The sequence below is a fragment of the Sphingopyxis sp. genome (assembly GCF_041916015.1).
Lineage (GTDB): Bacteria > Pseudomonadota > Alphaproteobacteria > Sphingomonadales > Sphingomonadaceae > Sphingopyxis.
The window spans coordinates 18,309-34,188 of sequence record NZ_JAYSAH010000005.1; the positions used below are offsets into that span (position 1 = coordinate 18,309).

15 protein-coding genes are annotated in these 15,880 nt (G+C 66.2%); 6 read left to right on the forward strand and 9 right to left on the reverse strand.

From position 1 onward, the window contains the following. Window positions 1-8: 8 nt before the first annotated feature. Window positions 9-347, forward strand: a complete 339-nt coding sequence (locus tag ACE3SL_RS00490; protein WP_374523800.1) for a hypothetical protein — start codon at window positions 9-11, stop codon at window positions 345-347. Here ACE3SL_RS00490 and ACE3SL_RS00495 read toward each other — a convergent pair. The 6 genes from ACE3SL_RS00495 to plsY form a co-directional block, all read right to left on the reverse strand. Beyond that, window positions 344-1,465 carry an alpha/beta fold hydrolase gene (locus ACE3SL_RS00495; protein ID WP_374523801.1) on the reverse strand — a complete coding sequence of 374 codons (1,122 nt, stop codon included), beginning with the start codon at window positions 1,463-1,465 and terminating at the stop codon, window positions 344-346. The two genes, ACE3SL_RS00490 and ACE3SL_RS00495, sit on opposite strands and share 4 nt — an antisense overlap. Window positions 1,466-1,625: 160 nt before the next feature. Next, a complete protein-coding gene (topA, locus tag ACE3SL_RS00500) occupies window positions 1,626-4,178 on the reverse strand; it encodes a type I DNA topoisomerase (RefSeq protein WP_374523802.1) in 2,553 nt (850 codons plus the stop codon). A gap of 99 nt (window positions 4,179-4,277) precedes the next feature. Further along, a complete protein-coding gene (locus ACE3SL_RS00505) occupies window positions 4,278-5,270 on the reverse strand; it encodes a hypothetical protein (RefSeq protein ID WP_374523803.1) in 993 nt (330 codons plus the stop codon). Between the two features lie 127 nt (window positions 5,271-5,397). Beyond that, complete coding sequence (locus ACE3SL_RS00510; protein ID WP_374523804.1) at window positions 5,398-6,972, reverse strand: VWA domain-containing protein; 1,575 nt, start codon at window positions 6,970-6,972, stop codon at window positions 5,398-5,400. Between the two features lie 114 nt (window positions 6,973-7,086). Continuing rightward, the gene (gene dprA, locus ACE3SL_RS00515; RefSeq protein ID WP_374523805.1) at window positions 7,087-8,169 is read right to left on the reverse strand and encodes a DNA-processing protein DprA; all 1,083 of its coding nucleotides are present in this window, start codon (window positions 8,167-8,169) and stop codon (window positions 7,087-7,089) included. Then, window positions 8,166-8,771 (reverse strand): glycerol-3-phosphate 1-O-acyltransferase PlsY, encoded by a 606-nt coding sequence (gene plsY / locus ACE3SL_RS00520; RefSeq protein WP_374523806.1) that lies wholly within the window; start codon window positions 8,769-8,771, stop codon window positions 8,166-8,168. The genes dprA and plsY overlap by 4 nt, the downstream gene beginning before the upstream one ends. Window positions 8,772-8,896: 125 nt before the next feature. On the opposite strand from plsY, the gene murI reads away from it, so the two are divergent. The 3 genes from murI (at window position 8,897) to ACE3SL_RS00535 (ending at window position 11,742) form a co-directional block, all read left to right on the forward strand. Continuing rightward, complete coding sequence (gene murI, locus ACE3SL_RS00525; RefSeq protein ID WP_374523807.1) at window positions 8,897-9,709, forward strand: glutamate racemase; 813 nt, start codon at window positions 8,897-8,899, stop codon at window positions 9,707-9,709. Window positions 9,710-9,835: 126 nt separating this feature from the next. Next, on the forward strand, window positions 9,836-11,056 hold the full coding sequence (hemA, locus tag ACE3SL_RS00530; RefSeq protein WP_374523808.1) for a 5-aminolevulinate synthase: 1,221 nt from the start codon (window positions 9,836-9,838) through the stop codon (window positions 11,054-11,056). After that, a complete protein-coding gene (locus ACE3SL_RS00535) occupies window positions 11,053-11,742 on the forward strand; it encodes a nitroreductase (RefSeq protein WP_374523809.1) in 690 nt (229 codons plus the stop codon). Before hemA ends, ACE3SL_RS00535 begins: the two co-directional genes overlap by 4 nt. Before the next feature lie 133 nt (window positions 11,743-11,875). On the opposite strand, the gene ACE3SL_RS00540 is transcribed toward ACE3SL_RS00535, so the two are convergent. From ACE3SL_RS00540 to ACE3SL_RS00550, 3 genes are all read right to left on the reverse strand, one after another. Continuing rightward, a complete protein-coding gene (locus tag ACE3SL_RS00540) occupies window positions 11,876-12,487 on the reverse strand; it encodes a GNAT family N-acetyltransferase (protein WP_374523810.1) in 612 nt (203 codons plus the stop codon). A 95-nt stretch (window positions 12,488-12,582) separates the two neighbouring features. After that, on the reverse strand, window positions 12,583-13,047 hold the full coding sequence (locus ACE3SL_RS00545; protein WP_374523811.1) for a hypothetical protein: 465 nt from the start codon (window positions 13,045-13,047) through the stop codon (window positions 12,583-12,585). Window positions 13,048-13,094: 47 nt separating this feature from the next. After that, the gene (locus ACE3SL_RS00550) at window positions 13,095-14,084 is read right to left on the reverse strand and encodes a threonine/serine dehydratase (RefSeq protein WP_374523812.1); all 990 of its coding nucleotides are present in this window, start codon (window positions 14,082-14,084) and stop codon (window positions 13,095-13,097) included. Between the two features lie 66 nt (window positions 14,085-14,150). On the opposite strand from ACE3SL_RS00550, the gene ACE3SL_RS00555 reads away from it, so the two are divergent. Further along, the gene (locus tag ACE3SL_RS00555) at window positions 14,151-15,359 is read left to right on the forward strand and encodes a saccharopine dehydrogenase family protein (RefSeq protein ID WP_374523813.1); all 1,209 of its coding nucleotides are present in this window, start codon (window positions 14,151-14,153) and stop codon (window positions 15,357-15,359) included. Window positions 15,360-15,520: 161 nt separating this feature from the next. Continuing rightward, on the forward strand, window positions 15,521-15,874 hold the full coding sequence (locus tag ACE3SL_RS00560) for a DMT family protein (protein ID WP_374523814.1): 354 nt from the start codon (window positions 15,521-15,523) through the stop codon (window positions 15,872-15,874). Window positions 15,875-15,880: the final 6 nt, after the last annotated feature.

Here is a 15,880-nt window from a genome sequence, read left to right on the forward strand (position 1 = left end):
GAAGCAAGATGGCGCACGATCCGTTCAATACCCCCGCCGACCGCATCCGCGGCGTCCTCAAATATTGGAAGGCCGGGCTCGCGATCGCCGCGGTGCTGGTCGTTCTTACCGAGCGCAATCTCATCGCGCGCGAAAACAAGGATCACCTCGTGAGCGGCGAGGTCGAGCGCATCGACACCGCGAACGGCAAACCGCGCGCGACGGTGCGCCTCGGCGAAGCGCAGGAAGCCGTGGTCGTGCTGCCGAGCGGCACGCCCTGCCACGCAGGATCGAAAATCCGCCTCGTGCGCCACGACAACGTAAGCCAGCACAGCTTCCGCCCTGCCGACCCGCCCTGCGCGGGCTAAATCCGCCGGCAATCGTCGGGCGGCGTCTGCCCGGCGAAGCGAGCATCGATCCAGTCGAGCGTCTCGTCGGTCCGCGGGCCGCGGGCGCCGTCGATATGGCTGCCACCCGGAATTTCGATCCAGCGCACCGGAGTACGGCGCTTGCACACCGCCTTTGCGAAGGTCCGCGTTACCGCCGGTGCGACCAGCGTGTCCTTCGTTCCCTGCGAGATCAGCAGCGGCCCCGGAACGCGCGCCGGGTCGACGCTGTTCGCGCGCATCGCCGCAGCGAAGGGCTCCATCCGCGTCACGTCCTTCTTCCTGACCGCCTGCCGCACCGAAAGGATGCCCAGGATCGTTCCGAGTTTCGGCTTGTTATTGAGTTCGATGCAATTGTTTTCGGCGAGACGGTGAATGACGCCCTGCGTGGTCTTGTTGGTGAAGCCATTGAGCGAATAGCCGAAGCGGCCAGACCAGCTGTGCAGCGTGAAGGCGAGAAGCAGGGCGCGGGCATTCGCATCGCTCGCCTGCCGCATATTGGCGCCGAGGTCGGTCGGCGGCACGGCGGCAGCGGTGCCGATCAGCGTCAGATCGGGCGCGTAGCTGCGCGCCGAAATCGCCGTCCATAGCGCGGCGTGGCCGCCCTGTGATTCACCCCAGACTACGAATCTGGTGCCCGCCGCCGCGCCGGGAATCGCGCGCGCCGAGCGCACCGCATCGAGGACCGAAAAGGCCGTGTCGTTGCCGACCAGATAGGGATGCGGCATCGCGCTGCCGAGCCCCGGATAATCGGGCGCCGCAACGACATAGCCGCGCCGCGCCATCGCCTCGACCATCGGGTTCGCGGTAAAGAAATCGGGATTGTTCGACGGTGCACATTTCCCGGCTACGCCCGAGGTGCCATGCGCCCAGGCGATGACGCGGCGCGGCGCGGCGGGGACGGCCTCGCGCGGCGCGACCACCATGCCCGTTACTTCCTGCCGCTGGCCATCCTGATTCGACGTCCAGTAGCGGACCCGCCACGCCTGGGTGCCCGGCGGAGTTTCGACGACCGGGTCGGCGGAAACGAGCGTTCCGGCCTGCTGCGCCGCGGCGGGGACCGAAAGCAGGGCAAGCGACAGGGCAAGCAAGCAGCGCATCGAATATCCTCTCGAAGCACCGATGCTACCATGTCACGAGAAAACAACGATCCTGTTTCTGCCTTGCCCTCGTCATTGCGAGCGGCGAAGCCGCGCGGCAATCCAGAGATGGCGTAAACCGCGCTGGATTGCTGCGCTTCGCTCGCAATGACGGGAGTTGTCAGTCCGCCGCCTTCTTCTTGGCCGGCGCCTTCTTCGCAGCGGGCTTCTTCGCCGCTGCCTTTTTCGCGGGCGCTTTCTTCTTGCCCTTCGCAGGCCCCTTGGCCGCGCGGGCATCGATCAGCGTGATCGCTTCCTCTTCGGTCAACGCCCCCGGCTCGATCGTCTTGGGCAAGGTGGCGTTGGTGGTCCCATCGGTCACATAAGGCCCGAAGCGCCCGGCCATCAGCTTCATCTCGCCGCCGCTGGTCGGATGCGCGCCAAAGGTCTTGAGAGGTTCGGCCTTTGCCCGCGCACCGCGTCCGCCGCCGTTTGCCGCATCGGCGATGCGCGCAACCGCGGCATTCATGCCGATGTCGAAGATTTCCGCCGTGCCCGTCAGCTTCGCATATTTGCCGTCATGGAGCAGATAGGGGCCATAGCGCCCCAGCCCCGCGACGATCGGCTTGCCGCTTTCGGGATGCGTGCCCACCTCGCGCGGCAGGCTCAGCAGCCGCAGCGCATAGTCGAGGTCGAAATCCTCGGCGGGGATGTCCTTCGGGATCGAAGAACGTTTCGCCTCCTTGCCCTCGCCAAGCTGGATGTAGGGCCCGAAACGCCCGCTGCGCTTCGACACCTCCAGCCCGCTTTCGGGGTCGGTGCCCATGGCCTCGGGGCCGCCATCGCCATTGTCGGGGCCGCTCGGCTGCGCGAATTTCCGCGTGAACTTGCAGTCGGGATAGTTGCTGCAGGCGATGAACGGCCCGAACTTGCCGCCGCGCAGCGCGAGCCGCCCGGTGCCGCAATTGGGGCAGAGACGCGGATCGCTGCCATCGCCCTTGTCGGGGAAGAGATAGGGGCCGAGAAATTCGTCGAGCGCCGCGGTGATCTCCGACGGCTTCTGCTCCATCACCTCGCCGGTGCGCGGCTTGAAGTCCTGCCAGAAGCGTTCGAGCACCGCCTGCCACTGCGCGCGGCCGCCCGACACGTCGTCGAGCTCCTCTTCGAGCCCTGCCGTGAAATCATAGCCGACATAGCGCTCGAAAAAGCGTTCGAGGAACGCCGTCAGCAGCCGCCCGCTCTCCTCGGGAATGAAGCGGTTCTTCTCGATTCGCACATAGGCGCGGTCCTTCAGCACCTGCAGAATCGAGGCATAGGTCGAGGGACGCCCGATGCCGAGCTCCTCCATCTTCTTGACGAGGCTCGCCTCCGAATAGCGCGGCGGCGGCTGGGTCTCGTGGCTTTCGACCTCGACTCCGGTCTTCGCGGGCGCGTCACCCTTGTTCATCGCGGGCAGCAGGCGCGCATCCTCGTCATCGCTGCTGTCGTCGCGGCTTTCATCGTAGAGCGCGAGGAAGCCGGGGAATTTCACCACTTGGCCCGTCGCGCGCAGCATCGTCTTGCCGGTGCCGTCGCTCAAATCGACGCTCGTGCGTTCGAGCCGTGCCGACGCCATCTGGCTCGCGAGCGCGCGCTTCCAGATCAGCTCATAGAGCCGCGCATGGTCGCCGCCGCCGACCTTGTCCTTGCCGAAATCGGTGGGGCGGATCGCCTCGTGCGCTTCCTGCGCATTCTTCGCCTTGGTCTGATATTGCCGCGGCTGGTCGGGGACATAGCCGCCGTCATAACGGTCGGCGATCGCCCGGCGCGCGGCGCTGATCGCGCTGCCGTCCATCTGGACGCCGTCGGTACGCATGTAGGTGATCGCGCCGTCCTCGTAGAGATCCTGCGCGACCCGCATCGTGTGGCTGGCCGAAAAGCCGAGCTTGCGCGCCGCCTCCTGCTGCAGGGTCGAGGTCGTGAAGGGCGGCGGCGGGTTGCGGGTCAGCGGCTTGGTCTCGACCGTATCGACGGTGAAATGCCCCGCCTTCACATCGGCTTCGGCGGCGCGCGCGTCGGCCTCGGTCGTGATCGACAGCCGCTCGATCTTGTCGCCGCGCCAGCGCGCGAGCCGCGCCCTGAACGGCGTCCCGCCCATCTCGAACAGGCCGGTCACCGACCAATATTGCTGCGTGACGAACGCCTCGATCTCGCGCTCGCGCTCGACCACCAGCCGCAGCGCAACCGACTGCACGCGGCCCGCCGATTTCGCACCGGGCAGCTTGCGCCAAAGCACCGGCGACAGCGTAAAACCAACGAGATAGTCGAGCGCGCGGCGTGCGCGATAGGCGTCGATCAGATCGTCGTCGAGTGCGCGCGGATGCGCCATCGCGTCGGTCACCGCCTGTTTGGTGATCGCGTTGAAGGTCACGCGGTCGACGCTCTGCGGCAGCGCCTTTTTGCTGCGCAGCAATTCCTGCACATGCCAGCTGATCGCCTCGCCCTCGCGATCGGGGTCGGTCGCGAGGATCAGGCGGTCGGCCTGCTTCGCCGCGTCCTGAATATCCTTCAGCCGCTTCGCCTTGTCGGGATAAAGCTGCCACTGCATCGCAAAGCCGTCGTCCGGGTCGACCGAGCCGTCCTTGGGCGGCAAGTCGCGAACATGGCCATAGCTTGCCAGCACCTTGAAATCGCGGCCGAGATATTTCTCGATCGTCTTCGCCTTGGCGGGCGATTCCACTATCACCAATTGCATTGAAAATTCGATCCCCGAAAACTCTCACACATGTACGCGCGAGGGTGGCGGGCGCTCCGGCCCTCCGTCAAGCGGATTTAGGGAGCGCCCGCGCCGGGGTCAACGGAGCGCGCTCAGCCGGCCAATGAGCACCTCGCTCGCGAGGCTGGCGGCCTTAGCAGCGCCCTCCTCATAATTGCCGGGCTTGGCGGTGAACGCGAACTTGCGCGTCTTGCCGAAGCGGAGGCCGCCGAATCCCATCACCGCCGCGACGCCGCCCGCGACATTGGCGCCCGACTGCAGTGCCTTGTCGGTGCCGCTCGAAGCGTCGCTCTTTTCGATGAACTCGCCCTCGACCGCGACGGGCGCCTTGACGGTGATCACCGCCTGCTTGCCGCTCGGCGCGATCAGCGTGATGCGCGAATAGTCGGCGCTGACCGACAACGCGCTGTTCACCTGCAACCCGCCGAAGCTGAACGCGCCGGGGCGCTTCTGCTGCGAAAAGTCGATCAGATAGACGACATCGACCACCCCGACCCCGCTTTCGCGCGCATAAGTATTGAGCGCCATGCTCGCCTGCCCCGCCGACATGTTGATTCCCATGCTGCTCATCCCCGAACCGAGGAAATCGCCGGGCACCATCAACAGCGAAGGGAGCGCGGTCGGCTTGAAATAGGTCGCCTTGCCCTTGCTGCCTTTCTCCAGCGCGATGTTGATGTCGAGCGGCACCTCCTGCGATTTGGTTTTCGCAAGCGCCGCATGGCCGAACAGCTCGGCGGCGGGCTGCACCGTGTAGCCGCCTGCGGTGAGTTGCGACACGAAGTCGGCATAGGCGGCATCGGTGATCGCCTGCATCATTTCGGGCGTCACGCCGACCAGTTCGCTCTTCGCCTTGGTCGTACCGCCGAAGGCGCCCATCAGGCCGCCGGTCGCGGCGGTCTGGTCCACCGATTCGAAGATGAAGCCGACGTTGAACGCGCCGACCGCGACGGTGGCGACGCCCTTCGCATTGGCCGGTCCCGAAATCTTGACCGGCTCCTGGTCCTTGGCGAAGCTGATGGCGGGCTGGGTCAGCAACGCCAGCGCGGCGGCGGCCGACAGCAATTTTTTCATGGGTCTTTCCTCCGACCCCTCGCCCCGCCAGCCGACCCATCCGACCGAAGAGAGAGGTTAATCGAAGCAACCCACGGCCCCCGCATCGGGCAGATGCGGGAGCGTGTCAATATTTGACGTCAGGGCGTCAGTTAGTCCGCCATTTGAAATCGGCCGGCAGGATGCATTTGCCCGCGTCATATTTGCCGACGCTGCGAATGACCTCCTTATCGTCGGGTTCGATCCGGCGGCCGCTGATCTGGCTGTCGATCACGCGGCGGACGAGCGCGTCGAGGCGCGTGACGAGGTAGCAGTCGATTGCCGGCGGCGCGTGCGGATTGCCGACGCCGCTGTCGTCGGTCAGGAACAGATAGCGCGACTGGGTGGCCGCCGCCATCGCGCGCATCGCATATTCGGCCTCGTCGGCGACGCCCGAGGCGGCGACCGGGGTGATATGGATGCGCTTGGCGCGCGCTGCCTCGGCCGCCTGCCACGTTCGTCCGAACAGGTCATCGTGCGGCGGCGCGTCGGCGACGAGCAGCAGCGACTTCACCGCATCGGGGCGCCAGTCCTGCCCGACCGCGCGGATCATTGCCTGATCCATCGCCTCGGGATAGTCGCCGCCGCCGGTCGCATATTGCTGCGCGAGCACGCCCTGCGCGCGGCCGATGTCGCGATCGAAGGCAATGGTGCGCGTGACATAATCGTCGCCGAGATCGCGGTAGAAGACGAAGCCGACGCGAATGTCGAGATCGCGGTGCTTTGCCGTGATCGACGAAATGATCGAGCGCAATTCGGACTGGAGATAGCGGATTTCGTCGCCCATGCTGCCCGTCGTGTCGACGACGAGCATCAGGTCGAGCTTGGTCGCCTTGACCGCCGCCTGGTTCGCGGTCAACCCGATGGTCTGACCGCCCGGCGCATCGGCGACCAGCACGGGCCGCGCGGCGGCGATGACGCTCCCCGCCTTCTTCGCCGACACGGTGATCCGCTCGCTCAGCCGGTCGAGGCCGGGGAAGAACACCGCGCTGCCGTCGGCCTGCGTCGCCATGGTGATGCTGTTGCCGTCGCTGCACGTCACCACGACGTCGGCGAAGGGGATCGGCTGGCCGCTGCGGTCGTTCACCTTCACCGTCACGACGCGCATCGTGTCGACGCGCGGCAAGTCGCGAATCTGCTGCCCCAGATCGCCGCGGCGGTTGACGTAGGCCGCATAGAGTTCGGGATTGAGCAGATCGTCATGCTCGCCTGCGGTCAGGAGTCCCGACTGCGGTTGCGGCTGCGGCCAGGGACGCGGCGGAACGATCGGCGCGCGGCTCTTGTAATCAGCCGACGACCCGGCGGCGATGCTCTCGGAAGACGATGGAGCGCTCGCCGCGGCGGGCGGGGCGATATCTCCCGACGCACGTGAGCCCGTAACCTCTACGGCTTCCGCAATGGGAGACGGCGGTGGAGGAGGGGGAGGAGGTGGTGGCGGCGGTGGCGGAGCCGGTTCCATCAGCTCGGCCGTCTCGGCCCGGTCGTCATCGCTCCCATAGCCGCGGTTCGCCTGCTCCTGGCGCGGCGCCGGCTCGGGATCGAGGCGCGGCAGCGGATCGGCGTTACGGCAGAAACCCTGCTGCGGGGCGATGGTGCGCGCGCTGGCGATCGTCACGGGCAGCGGCGCGGGTATGGCGGCGAGCACGGCGACCATCGTCACGCTCGTCAAAAGTCGGCTTCGCATCTTCGTCTCCCCGGCATGAGATACAATATCATCAACCTGTTGGTCAGCCGCTGAACGGTGGCTGAACCACGACGAATCGTTATATTATCGAAACTTGGCGCTCAGTGCGCCCGCTCACAGCAGCGAAATTCGCGCGCCGGCGTGCCGTTCGAGCCGCCCGGCGAGTTCGAGTTCCAGCAGCACGAGCTGCACCGCAGCGGCGGGGCGTCCCGATTGACGGACAATCTCGTCGATGGCCACCGGCGTCGGACCGAGCAGATTCGCGACGGCCGCGCGATCGCCCTCGCCCATCGGTTCCGCTGCAGCCGGCGCGGCGAAAGCCTGACGCGGCTCGCGCGCCATCCGGGCATCGATCGGCCCCACCGCCTCGAGCACATCGTCGACGGTCTGGATCAGCGTCGCGCCTTCGCGGATGAGCAGGTTGCAACCCTGCGCGCGCGGATCGAGCGGCGAGCCCGGCACCGCCATCACCTCGCGCCCGTAATCGCCCGCACGGCGCGCGGTGATCAGCGACCCCGATTTCGGCGCCGCCTCGATCACCACCGTGCCATGCGCCATCCCGGCGATGATCCGGTTGCGCGCCGGAAAATGCCGCGCGAGCGGTTCGGTTCCCGGCGGCTGTTCGGCGACCAGCAGCTGATCGGTGCCGATCCTGTCCTGCAACGCCGCATTTTCCGGCGGGAACGCGATGTCGATCCCGCTCGCGATCACCCCGACCGTGTTCCCGCCCATCGCGCCGACATGCGCCGCGGTATCGACCCCTCGCGCCAGCCCGCTGACCACCGTGACGCCGCGCGCCGCCAGATCGGCGGCGAGCTGGCGCGCGAAGCGGCAGGCGATCGCGGAGGCGTTGCGCGCGCCGACGATCGCGACGCACGGACGCTCCAGCATCGCGGTGTCGCGGCGCACGATCAGGACCGGCGGCGCCGCTTCGACTTCGCGGAGCAGCGGCGAATAGCCGCCGTCGTCGCAAAAGACATGCCGCGCGCCGAGCGCCGCGACCCGCGCGATCTCGCGCTCGGCGACCTCGGCCGGTGCGAGCCGCAACTTGCCGCCGCCGCGAACCGCAAGATCGGGCAAGGCCTCCAGCGCCGCCTCGCCCGAACCGAAGCGCTGCATCAGCTGATGCCAGCTCACTGGCCCGATATTCGGGGTGCGGATCAGGCGCAGCCGCGCGATCCGCTCGGCATGCGTCACGCCGCCCCGCCCTTCTTGCCGCCGATGCGCGGCTCGGTTCCCGCGCGCAGCCGCGCGATATTCTCGCGGTGCCGCCACAGCACGATCACCGCGAGCGCCGCGAGCCCGATCGCATAGGCGCGATGGCCGAGCGCTGCCGCGGCGATCGGCGCCGCCACCGCGCCCGCCATGCCGCCGAGCGACGAGATGCGCGAGAGCAGCGCCGTGCCGAGCCAGACAGCCGCGAAGATCACTCCGATCGGCCAGGCGAGCGCGAGCGACAGGCCGAGCAGCGTCGCCACCCCCTTGCCGCCGCGAAACCTCAGCCACACCGGATAGCAATGCCCGATCATCGCCGCCGCACCCGCGATCATCGCGCCGTCGGCGCCGGCTTCGGGCACGAAATGGCGCGCGAGCAGAACCGCGACCGCGCCCTTCGCGCCGTCGAGGATCAGCGTCGCCGCCGCCAGCTCCTTGCGCCCGGTGCGCAGCACGTTGGTCGCGCCGATATTGCCCGATCCGATCTGGCGCAGATCGCCTGCACCGAACATCCGGGTCAGGATGACGCCGAACGGAATCGAGCCCAGAAGATAACCCATCAGGGCGAGTGTCGCGATCAACATGCTGGCGTCCCCTACCCGCCGGATTCGCTCGCGGCGCTTCGCCGCGTCTTTTGGCGGCAAGCAGGGGCACGGGTCAACGCCGCGCTTGCCGCCGGGCGCGCGATTGGCGTATCGCCGCGTCCGATATGGATCATTCCCCTGCTCCCGACGCGCCTATTCTCTTCTTCGACAGCGGTCTAGGCGGCCTTACCGTCCTTGGCCCCACCCGAGCGCTGCTGCCGACCGCCCCGATCGTCTATGCCGCCGATTATGCCGGCCTTCCCTATGGGGAAAAGAGCAATGAGGAACTCGCCGCGCGCGTTCCGGCGCTGCTCGGACGTCTCGTCGAGCGCTATCAGCCGCGGCTTGCGGTGATCGCGTGCAACACCGCCTCGACGATCGCCCTGACGCATGTCCGCGCCGCGCTCGACCTGCCGATCGTCGGCACCGTCCCTGCGATCAAGCCCGCCGCCGCGCTGACGAAGAGCGGCGTGATCGGCGTCCTCGGCACCGAGGCGACGGTGCGCCAGCCCTATGTCGACGACCTCAGCGCCCAATTCGCGAGCGACAAGACCGTGCTGCGCCATGGCAGCCCCGCCCTCGTCGCCGCGGCCGAGGCGAAACTCAACGGCAGGCCGGTCGATACCGACGAAGCAGCCGAACGCGCCATTGCAGGGCTGCGCGATCAACCGGGCGGCGATGCGATGGATGTCATCGTCCTCGCCTGCACCCATTTCCCGCTGCTGCAAGACGAATTGCAGGCCGCGGCGGGCGCCGATGTCCGGCTGATCGATGGCGCCGCCGGGATCGCGCGGCGTATCGCCCATCTGACCGAAGGACAGCCGTGGCCCGCCGAGGTCGCGCCCGGCATCGCGGTCTTCACGCGCAGCGACGACCGCCCCCCGCCCCCGCCCGCCGCGCTCGCGCCCTATGGCATCGGGCGCATTGAGACAATTTGACCTATCTGCTGCGAATCGTTCGCACTGGCCTAAAGCCTCATTCGGCGTTATTGGCCCGCATGTTAATAGCCGCCGAAGCGAGCGGCCGAAGAGCCTGGACTGGCACCTGACATGCGGGGCTGAGACGTGAACTACAACGATATTTTCGCGCGCGCGATCGACCGGCTGCACGAAGAGGGACGCTATCGCGTCTTCATCGACATATTGCGCAACAAGGGCGCCTTTCCGAACGCGCGCTGCTTCGCGGGGCACAACGGGCCGAAGCCGATCACGGTCTGGTGCTCGAACGACTATCTGTCGATGGGCCAGCATCCCAAGGTCGTCGCGGCGATGGAGGAAGCGCTGCACGACGTCGGCGCAGGCGCCGGCGGCACGCGCAACATCGCGGGCAACACCCATTATCATATCGACCTTGAGGCCGAGCTTGCCGACCTGCACGGCAAGGACGGCGCGCTGCTCTTCACCTCGGGCTATATCTCGAACGAAGCCACGCTCGGCACGCTCGGCAAGCTGCTGCCGAACTGCATCATCTATTCGGACGAGCTCAACCACGCCTCGATGATCGCGGGCATCCGCAACTCGGGCTGCGAAAAGCGCGTGTGGCGCCACAACGATCTCGATCATCTCGAGGAGCTGCTTGCCGCCGACGATCCGGAAGCCGCGAAACTGATCGCGTTCGAGAGCGTCTATTCGATGGACGGCGACGTCGCGCCGATCCACGCGATCTGCGACCTCGCCGAGAAATATAACGCCCTCACCTATTGCGACGAAGTCCACGCCGTCGGCATGTACGGGCCGCGCGGCGGCGGCATCACCGACCGCGACGAAGCCGCGCACCGCGTGACGATCATCGAGGGCACGCTCGGCAAGGCATTCGGCGTGATGGGCGGCTATATCGCCGCCGACCGCAACATCATCGACGTGATCCGCTCCTACGCGCCGGGCTTCATCTTCACGACCAGCCTCTCGCCAGTGCTCGTCGCGGGCGTGCTCGCGAGCGTCCGCCACCTCAAGGAATCGAGCGTCGAGCGCGAGGCGCAGCAATCTGCCGCCGCTTACCTGAAACAGAGCTTTCGCGATGCCGGTCTGCCGGTGATGGATTCGACGACGCATATCGTGCCGCTGATGGTCGGCGACCCGGTGCGCGCGAAGAAGATCAGCGACATCTTGCTCGCCGAATATGGCGTCTATGTGCAGCCGATCAATTTTCCGACCGTGCCGCGCGGCACCGAACGCCTGCGCTTCACGCCGGGGCCGACGCATGACGAGGCGATGATGCGCGACCTTACCGAGGCGCTGGTCGAGATCTGGGACCGGCTCGAACTCGAACTCCAGAAAGCGGCGTGAGCGGGGTCTTGCGCTACGACGAGGTCGTTCTCGGCCGCCGCTCGATCCGCGGTTTCCTCGACAAGCCCGTTCCGAAGGAGCTGATCGCCGAGGTGATCGAGGTCGCGATGCGCGCGCCCTCGTCCTACAACAACCAGTGCTGGAATTTCTCGGTCGTCACCGGCGCGCCGCTCGACGCGATCCGCCGCGGCAACACCGACGGCATCCTCGCCGGCAAGCCCGACAGCCGCGAATTCCGCCGCTTCGACGTGGTGCCCGACGAGCATCGCGGGCGGCAGATCGAAGTCGCGAAGCAATTGTTCGGCGCGATGGGGATCGCGCGCGACGACAGGGACGGACGGCAGGACTGGGTACTCCGCGGCTTTCGTCAGTTCGACGCGCCGGTCAGCATCGTCGTCACCTACGATCGCGTCCTGCTCGGCAGCGACATCGCGCCCTTCGATTGCGGCGCGGTGACCAATGCGCTGGTCAATGCCGCCTGGTCGCGCGGGCTCGGCTGCGTGATCAACAGCCAGGGGATCATGCAGAGCCCCGTGGTGCGCGAACAGGCGCATATCCCCGACGATCAGGTCATCATGATCTGCGTCGCGATGGGCTGGCCCGACGAGACGTTTCCGGCCAACGCGGTGGTATCGAACCGCAAGGGCGTCGCGGAAGCGGTCCGCTTCGTCGGGTTCGACGATTAGGGCCTGATACTCTTTTGAATAAAACCGTGTGCTCCCGCGAAGGCGGGAGCCCATCTCCGGTCGGTGCTATTTTGAACCGGCCGGAGATGGGTCCCCGCCTTCGCTGGGACACAAGAGCCTTATATCCGCGCAGCTAGCGCGCCGGCCGCATCATCCCCCAGAAATGCGGCCCGCCGCCGGGCACGTCCCATTCGACCTCCGTCACGAACCCCAGCCGCTGATAAAGCGGCACATTCTCGGCGGTCGCGGTTTCCAGCCAGCAGGGCAGACCCTCGCCATCCGCCATCGCCGTCTGCGCGCGGATGATCCGCCCGCCGTGCCCCTTGCCCTGATACTCGGGGCGTACCCCGACATAGTGGAGATACCAGAAGCGTCCCCTGGGCCGATGCGCATCGATGCCGCCCTGCACCTTCAGCCCGCGCGGCAAGGCGGTGCCGAAGGTTGCGACCAAAGGTGCGACGGTGCGCAAAAATTCCAGCATGCCGCTATGGGCCCGTCCCGGCGCACGCCACAGCGATGCCGCCTCATCCTCTTCGGATCTCAATGCGACCCCGGCGCGTCTGTCGGCGGGCACCAGCACCCGGAACAGGCTTCGCAAGGCACGGGCACGGTGATCCGGATCGGGTAATATCCACGACAGCGCAGGATCGGACTGGAACGCTTGCGCCAGCGTTTCGATCAGCGCGGGTTGATCCTCGTCCCCCACTTCAACGATCCGGCTTGTCTGGTCCTCGCGATTCGTCATTGCGAGCAAAGCGAAGCAATCCAGAGCGGTTTACGCAAGCTCTGGATTGCCGCGTCGCTTCGCTCCTCGCAATGACGGACCTAATCCGTGGGTTATCAATCCCGACAGTAGCCCTCGCCTTCCTTGACGATCAGGCATTCCTTTTTGCCGACAAGATATTTGAGCCCCGTGTCCTCGCCGTTGCCGCGGTGCAGCGACAATTCCTCGCCGCCGCGCTTGAACTTGATGCCATGCTCGCTGTCCCAGCCCTCATAGGTCCCCTTGGTGTCGAGGTCCGACTGCATCTCCAGCTTGTATTTCTCGGGTGCGGTGGGGGTGATGGTAACGTACATGCCCTCAACGCCGGTCCATTTGCCCGCCCAGCTCGCAAAGCGATGCGGCGCGGTGGCGGGATCGGCGGCCGCATCGCCGCCGGCGTCCGCCGTTTCGTCGGGCGGCACCGTTTCGTCGGGAACTTCGGTGGTGGTCGTATTCTGCGCCGGCGCCGGCGCCTCGGCCTTTTCGCAGCCTGACAATATCGCCAACGCCGCGGCGCCGGCCAGGATCATGCTCGTTCGCATCTTGCTTCTCCTTATCCCATCCCAACGCATGGCCGCCGATAAGTTTCCTATTCGGTGATGATCTCGGCGAACTTCAGCGGATCGACATTGCCGCCCGACAGCGTGACCAGCGTCGCGCCGGTCAATTCTATCTTCCCCGCCAGCACCGCCGCGAGCGCCGCCGCCCCGCCGGGTTCGACGACCAGATGCAGCTTCTCGAACGCGATGCGCATCGCATGCCGCACCTCGCTCCGTGTCACGACGATGCCGCGCACGCCGCGCGCCTGCAACACCGCGAAATTGATCGGCCAGGTCTGCGGCGTCTGCAGCGCGTCGCACTCGGTCGGATAGGCGAGATCCTCGACCGACAGGATTTCGCCTGCCGCCAAGCTGCGCGTCACATCGTCCCATCCTTCGGGCTCGACCGCAACGATCCGTGCGTCCGGGCAAGCGAGCGCCAATCCCGCGGACAAACCGCCGCCGCCGCAACAGGCGATCACCTGATCGGGTTCCCCGATGCCGCGCGCCACCATCTGCGCGCGCGCCTCGATCCCGGCGCTGCCCTGCCCCTCGATGATCCACGGATCGCCATAGGCATGGACGAGCGTCCCGCCGCGTTCGTCGAGCAGCTTTGCCGCGACCGCATCGCGCGATTCGGTGACGCGGTCGTAGAGCACGACCTCCGCCCCAAGCGCGCGCGTCGCCGCGAGCTTCATCACCGGCGCGTTGCCCGGCATCACGATCGTCGCCCTGATCCCCAGCCGCTTCGCTGCCCAGGCGACGCCCTGCGCATGGTTGCCGCTCGACACGCCGACGACGCCTTCATTCGCCTGCTCGGGGGTCAGGTCGGTCAGCCGGTGCCACGCGCCGCGGATCTTGAACGCACCGACGGGCTGCAGGCACTCGGCCTTGCACCATATCGTCCGGCCCTCGACCTCGAGCGGCAGCAGCGGGGTTTGCGGGAGCAACGCAGCGACTTTCGCCGCCGCGCGTTCGACCCCTGCGAGCGTTGGCGCGCGGTCCGGGTCGAGCAGGGTCTGGGGGCTTTGCTGTGTCATCGCTTCGTCCTATAGGCCGCGGCATACAAGACAAGCCGCATAGTCAGGCGCAGGAGAATTTTCACGATGAGCAAGGTATTGGTGATCGGCGCAGGCGGCGTCGGTTCGGTCGCGGTGCACAAGATGGCGATGAACGCGGACATCTTTCCCGACATCACGCTGGCCAGCCGCCGCAAGTTCAAGTGCGACGCGATCGCCGAGTCGGTGAAGGCACGCACCGGCGTGACGATCCAGACCGCCGAAGTCGATGCCGACCATATCGACGCGACCGCGGCGCTGATCCGGCAGATCGGCGCGACGCACGTCGTGAACCTCGCCCTGCCCTATCAGGATCTGACGATCATGGAGGCGTGCCTGTCGACCGGCGCACATTATCTCGACACCGCCAACTACGAGCCGCGCGACGAGGCGAAGTTCGAATATCACTGGCAATGGGCCTATCAGGACCGCTTCAAGGAAGCGGGTCTCATGGCGCTGCTCGGTTCGGGCTTCGATCCCGGCGTAACGAGCGTCTTCACCACCTGGCTTCGCAAGCATCATTTCGACCGTATCGACACGCTCGACATCCTCGACTGCAACGGCGGTGACCACGGCCAGCATTTCGCGACCAACTTCAATCCCGAGATCAACATCCGCGAAGTGACCGCAGTCGCGCGCCACTGGGAAAATGGCGACTGGGTCGAAACCCCGCCGATGTCGGTGAAGCAAAGCTTCGACTTCGAGGCGGTCGGGCCGAAGAATATGTACCTCATGTATCATGAGGAGATCGAAAGTCTGAAGACCCACCTGCCCGAGATCCGGCGCATCCGCTTCTGGATGACCTTCGGCGACGCCTATATCCAGCATCTGACCGTCCTCCAGAATGTCGGCATGACGCGGATCGATCCGGTGATCTATGAAGGCAAGGAGATCATCCCGCTGCAATTCCTGAAAGCCGTGCTTCCCGAACCGTCGAGCCTCGGCGAAACGACGAAGGGCAAGACCAACATCGGCGTCATCGCCACCGGGCTTGGCAAGGATGGCAAGGAAAAGACGCTCTACCTCTACAATATCTGCGACCATGAAGAGGCTTATGCAGAAACGGGCAATCAGGCGGTGAGCTACACCACCGGCGTCCCCGCGATGATCGGCGCGGCGATGATGGTGACCGGCACGTGGAGCGGCAAGGGCGTGTTCAACATGGAGCAGATGGACCCCGACCCGTTCATGGACATGCTGAACAAGCAGGGCCTGCCGTGGCAGGTGAAGGAACTGGAAGGCCCACTGGACTTCTAGATCAGCTTCCGTGCCCCTGCGAAGGCAGGGGCCCATCATCCGACTTTCCGTCTTCAACCGGCGAGGATGAATGGACTATGGCAGGAGATAGGCCCCTGCCTTCGCAGGGGCACGGAGTGGTTTGGTACAACCTCACTCTCTCGAATACCAAGAGGTTTCCCATGACCGCCTATCTCGCCCCCATCGCCCTGCTCTGCCTCTCGAACATCTTCATGACCTTCGCCTGGTACGGGCATCTGGGCGATCTTTCGCGTCCGACGTGGCTCGCGATCCTGATGGCGTGGGGCATCGCCTTTTTCGAATATTGCCTGGCGGTTCCCGCGAACCGCATCGGTTATGGCGTTTACAGCGCCGCCGAACTCAAGACCTTGCAGGAAGTCATCACGCTGGTCATATTCGCGGGGTTCGCGGTCTTCTGGCTCGGCGAGAAGCTGACCGTGAACCATCTCGTCGGCTTTGCTCTGATTGCGGCGGGGGCGTTCTTCATCTTCAAAGGACCGATCACGGTCGCATAGGATACA

Coding starts and splice junctions, on each gene's coding strand:
- topA (WP_374523802.1), bottom strand. CDS start 4,178: ATGCAATTGGTGATAGTGGAATCGCCCGCCAAGGCGAAGACGATCGAG.
- murI (WP_374523807.1), top strand. CDS start 8,897: ATGGATCATTCCCCTGCTCCCGACGCGCCTATTCTCTTCTTCGACAGC.
- ACE3SL_RS00550 (WP_374523812.1), bottom strand. CDS start 14,084: ATGACACAGCAAAGCCCCCAGACCCTGCTCGACCCGGACCGCGCGCCA.
- ACE3SL_RS00540 (WP_374523810.1), bottom strand. CDS start 12,487: ATGACGAATCGCGAGGACCAGACAAGCCGGATCGTTGAAGTGGGGGAC.
- ACE3SL_RS00490 (WP_374523800.1), top strand. CDS start 9: ATGGCGCACGATCCGTTCAATACCCCCGCCGACCGCATCCGCGGCGTC.
- ACE3SL_RS00510 (WP_374523804.1), bottom strand. CDS start 6,972: ATGCGAAGCCGACTTTTGACGAGCGTGACGATGGTCGCCGTGCTCGCC.
- ACE3SL_RS00560 (WP_374523814.1), top strand. CDS start 15,521: ATGACCGCCTATCTCGCCCCCATCGCCCTGCTCTGCCTCTCGAACATC.
- ACE3SL_RS00555 (WP_374523813.1), top strand. CDS start 14,151: ATGAGCAAGGTATTGGTGATCGGCGCAGGCGGCGTCGGTTCGGTCGCG.
- ACE3SL_RS00505 (WP_374523803.1), bottom strand. CDS start 5,270: ATGAAAAAATTGCTGTCGGCCGCCGCCGCGCTGGCGTTGCTGACCCAG.
- plsY (WP_374523806.1), bottom strand. CDS start 8,771: ATGTTGATCGCGACACTCGCCCTGATGGGTTATCTTCTGGGCTCGATT.
- ACE3SL_RS00495 (WP_374523801.1), bottom strand. CDS start 1,465: ATGCGCTGCTTGCTTGCCCTGTCGCTTGCCCTGCTTTCGGTCCCCGCC.
- ACE3SL_RS00545 (WP_374523811.1), bottom strand. CDS start 13,047: ATGCGAACGAGCATGATCCTGGCCGGCGCCGCGGCGTTGGCGATATTG.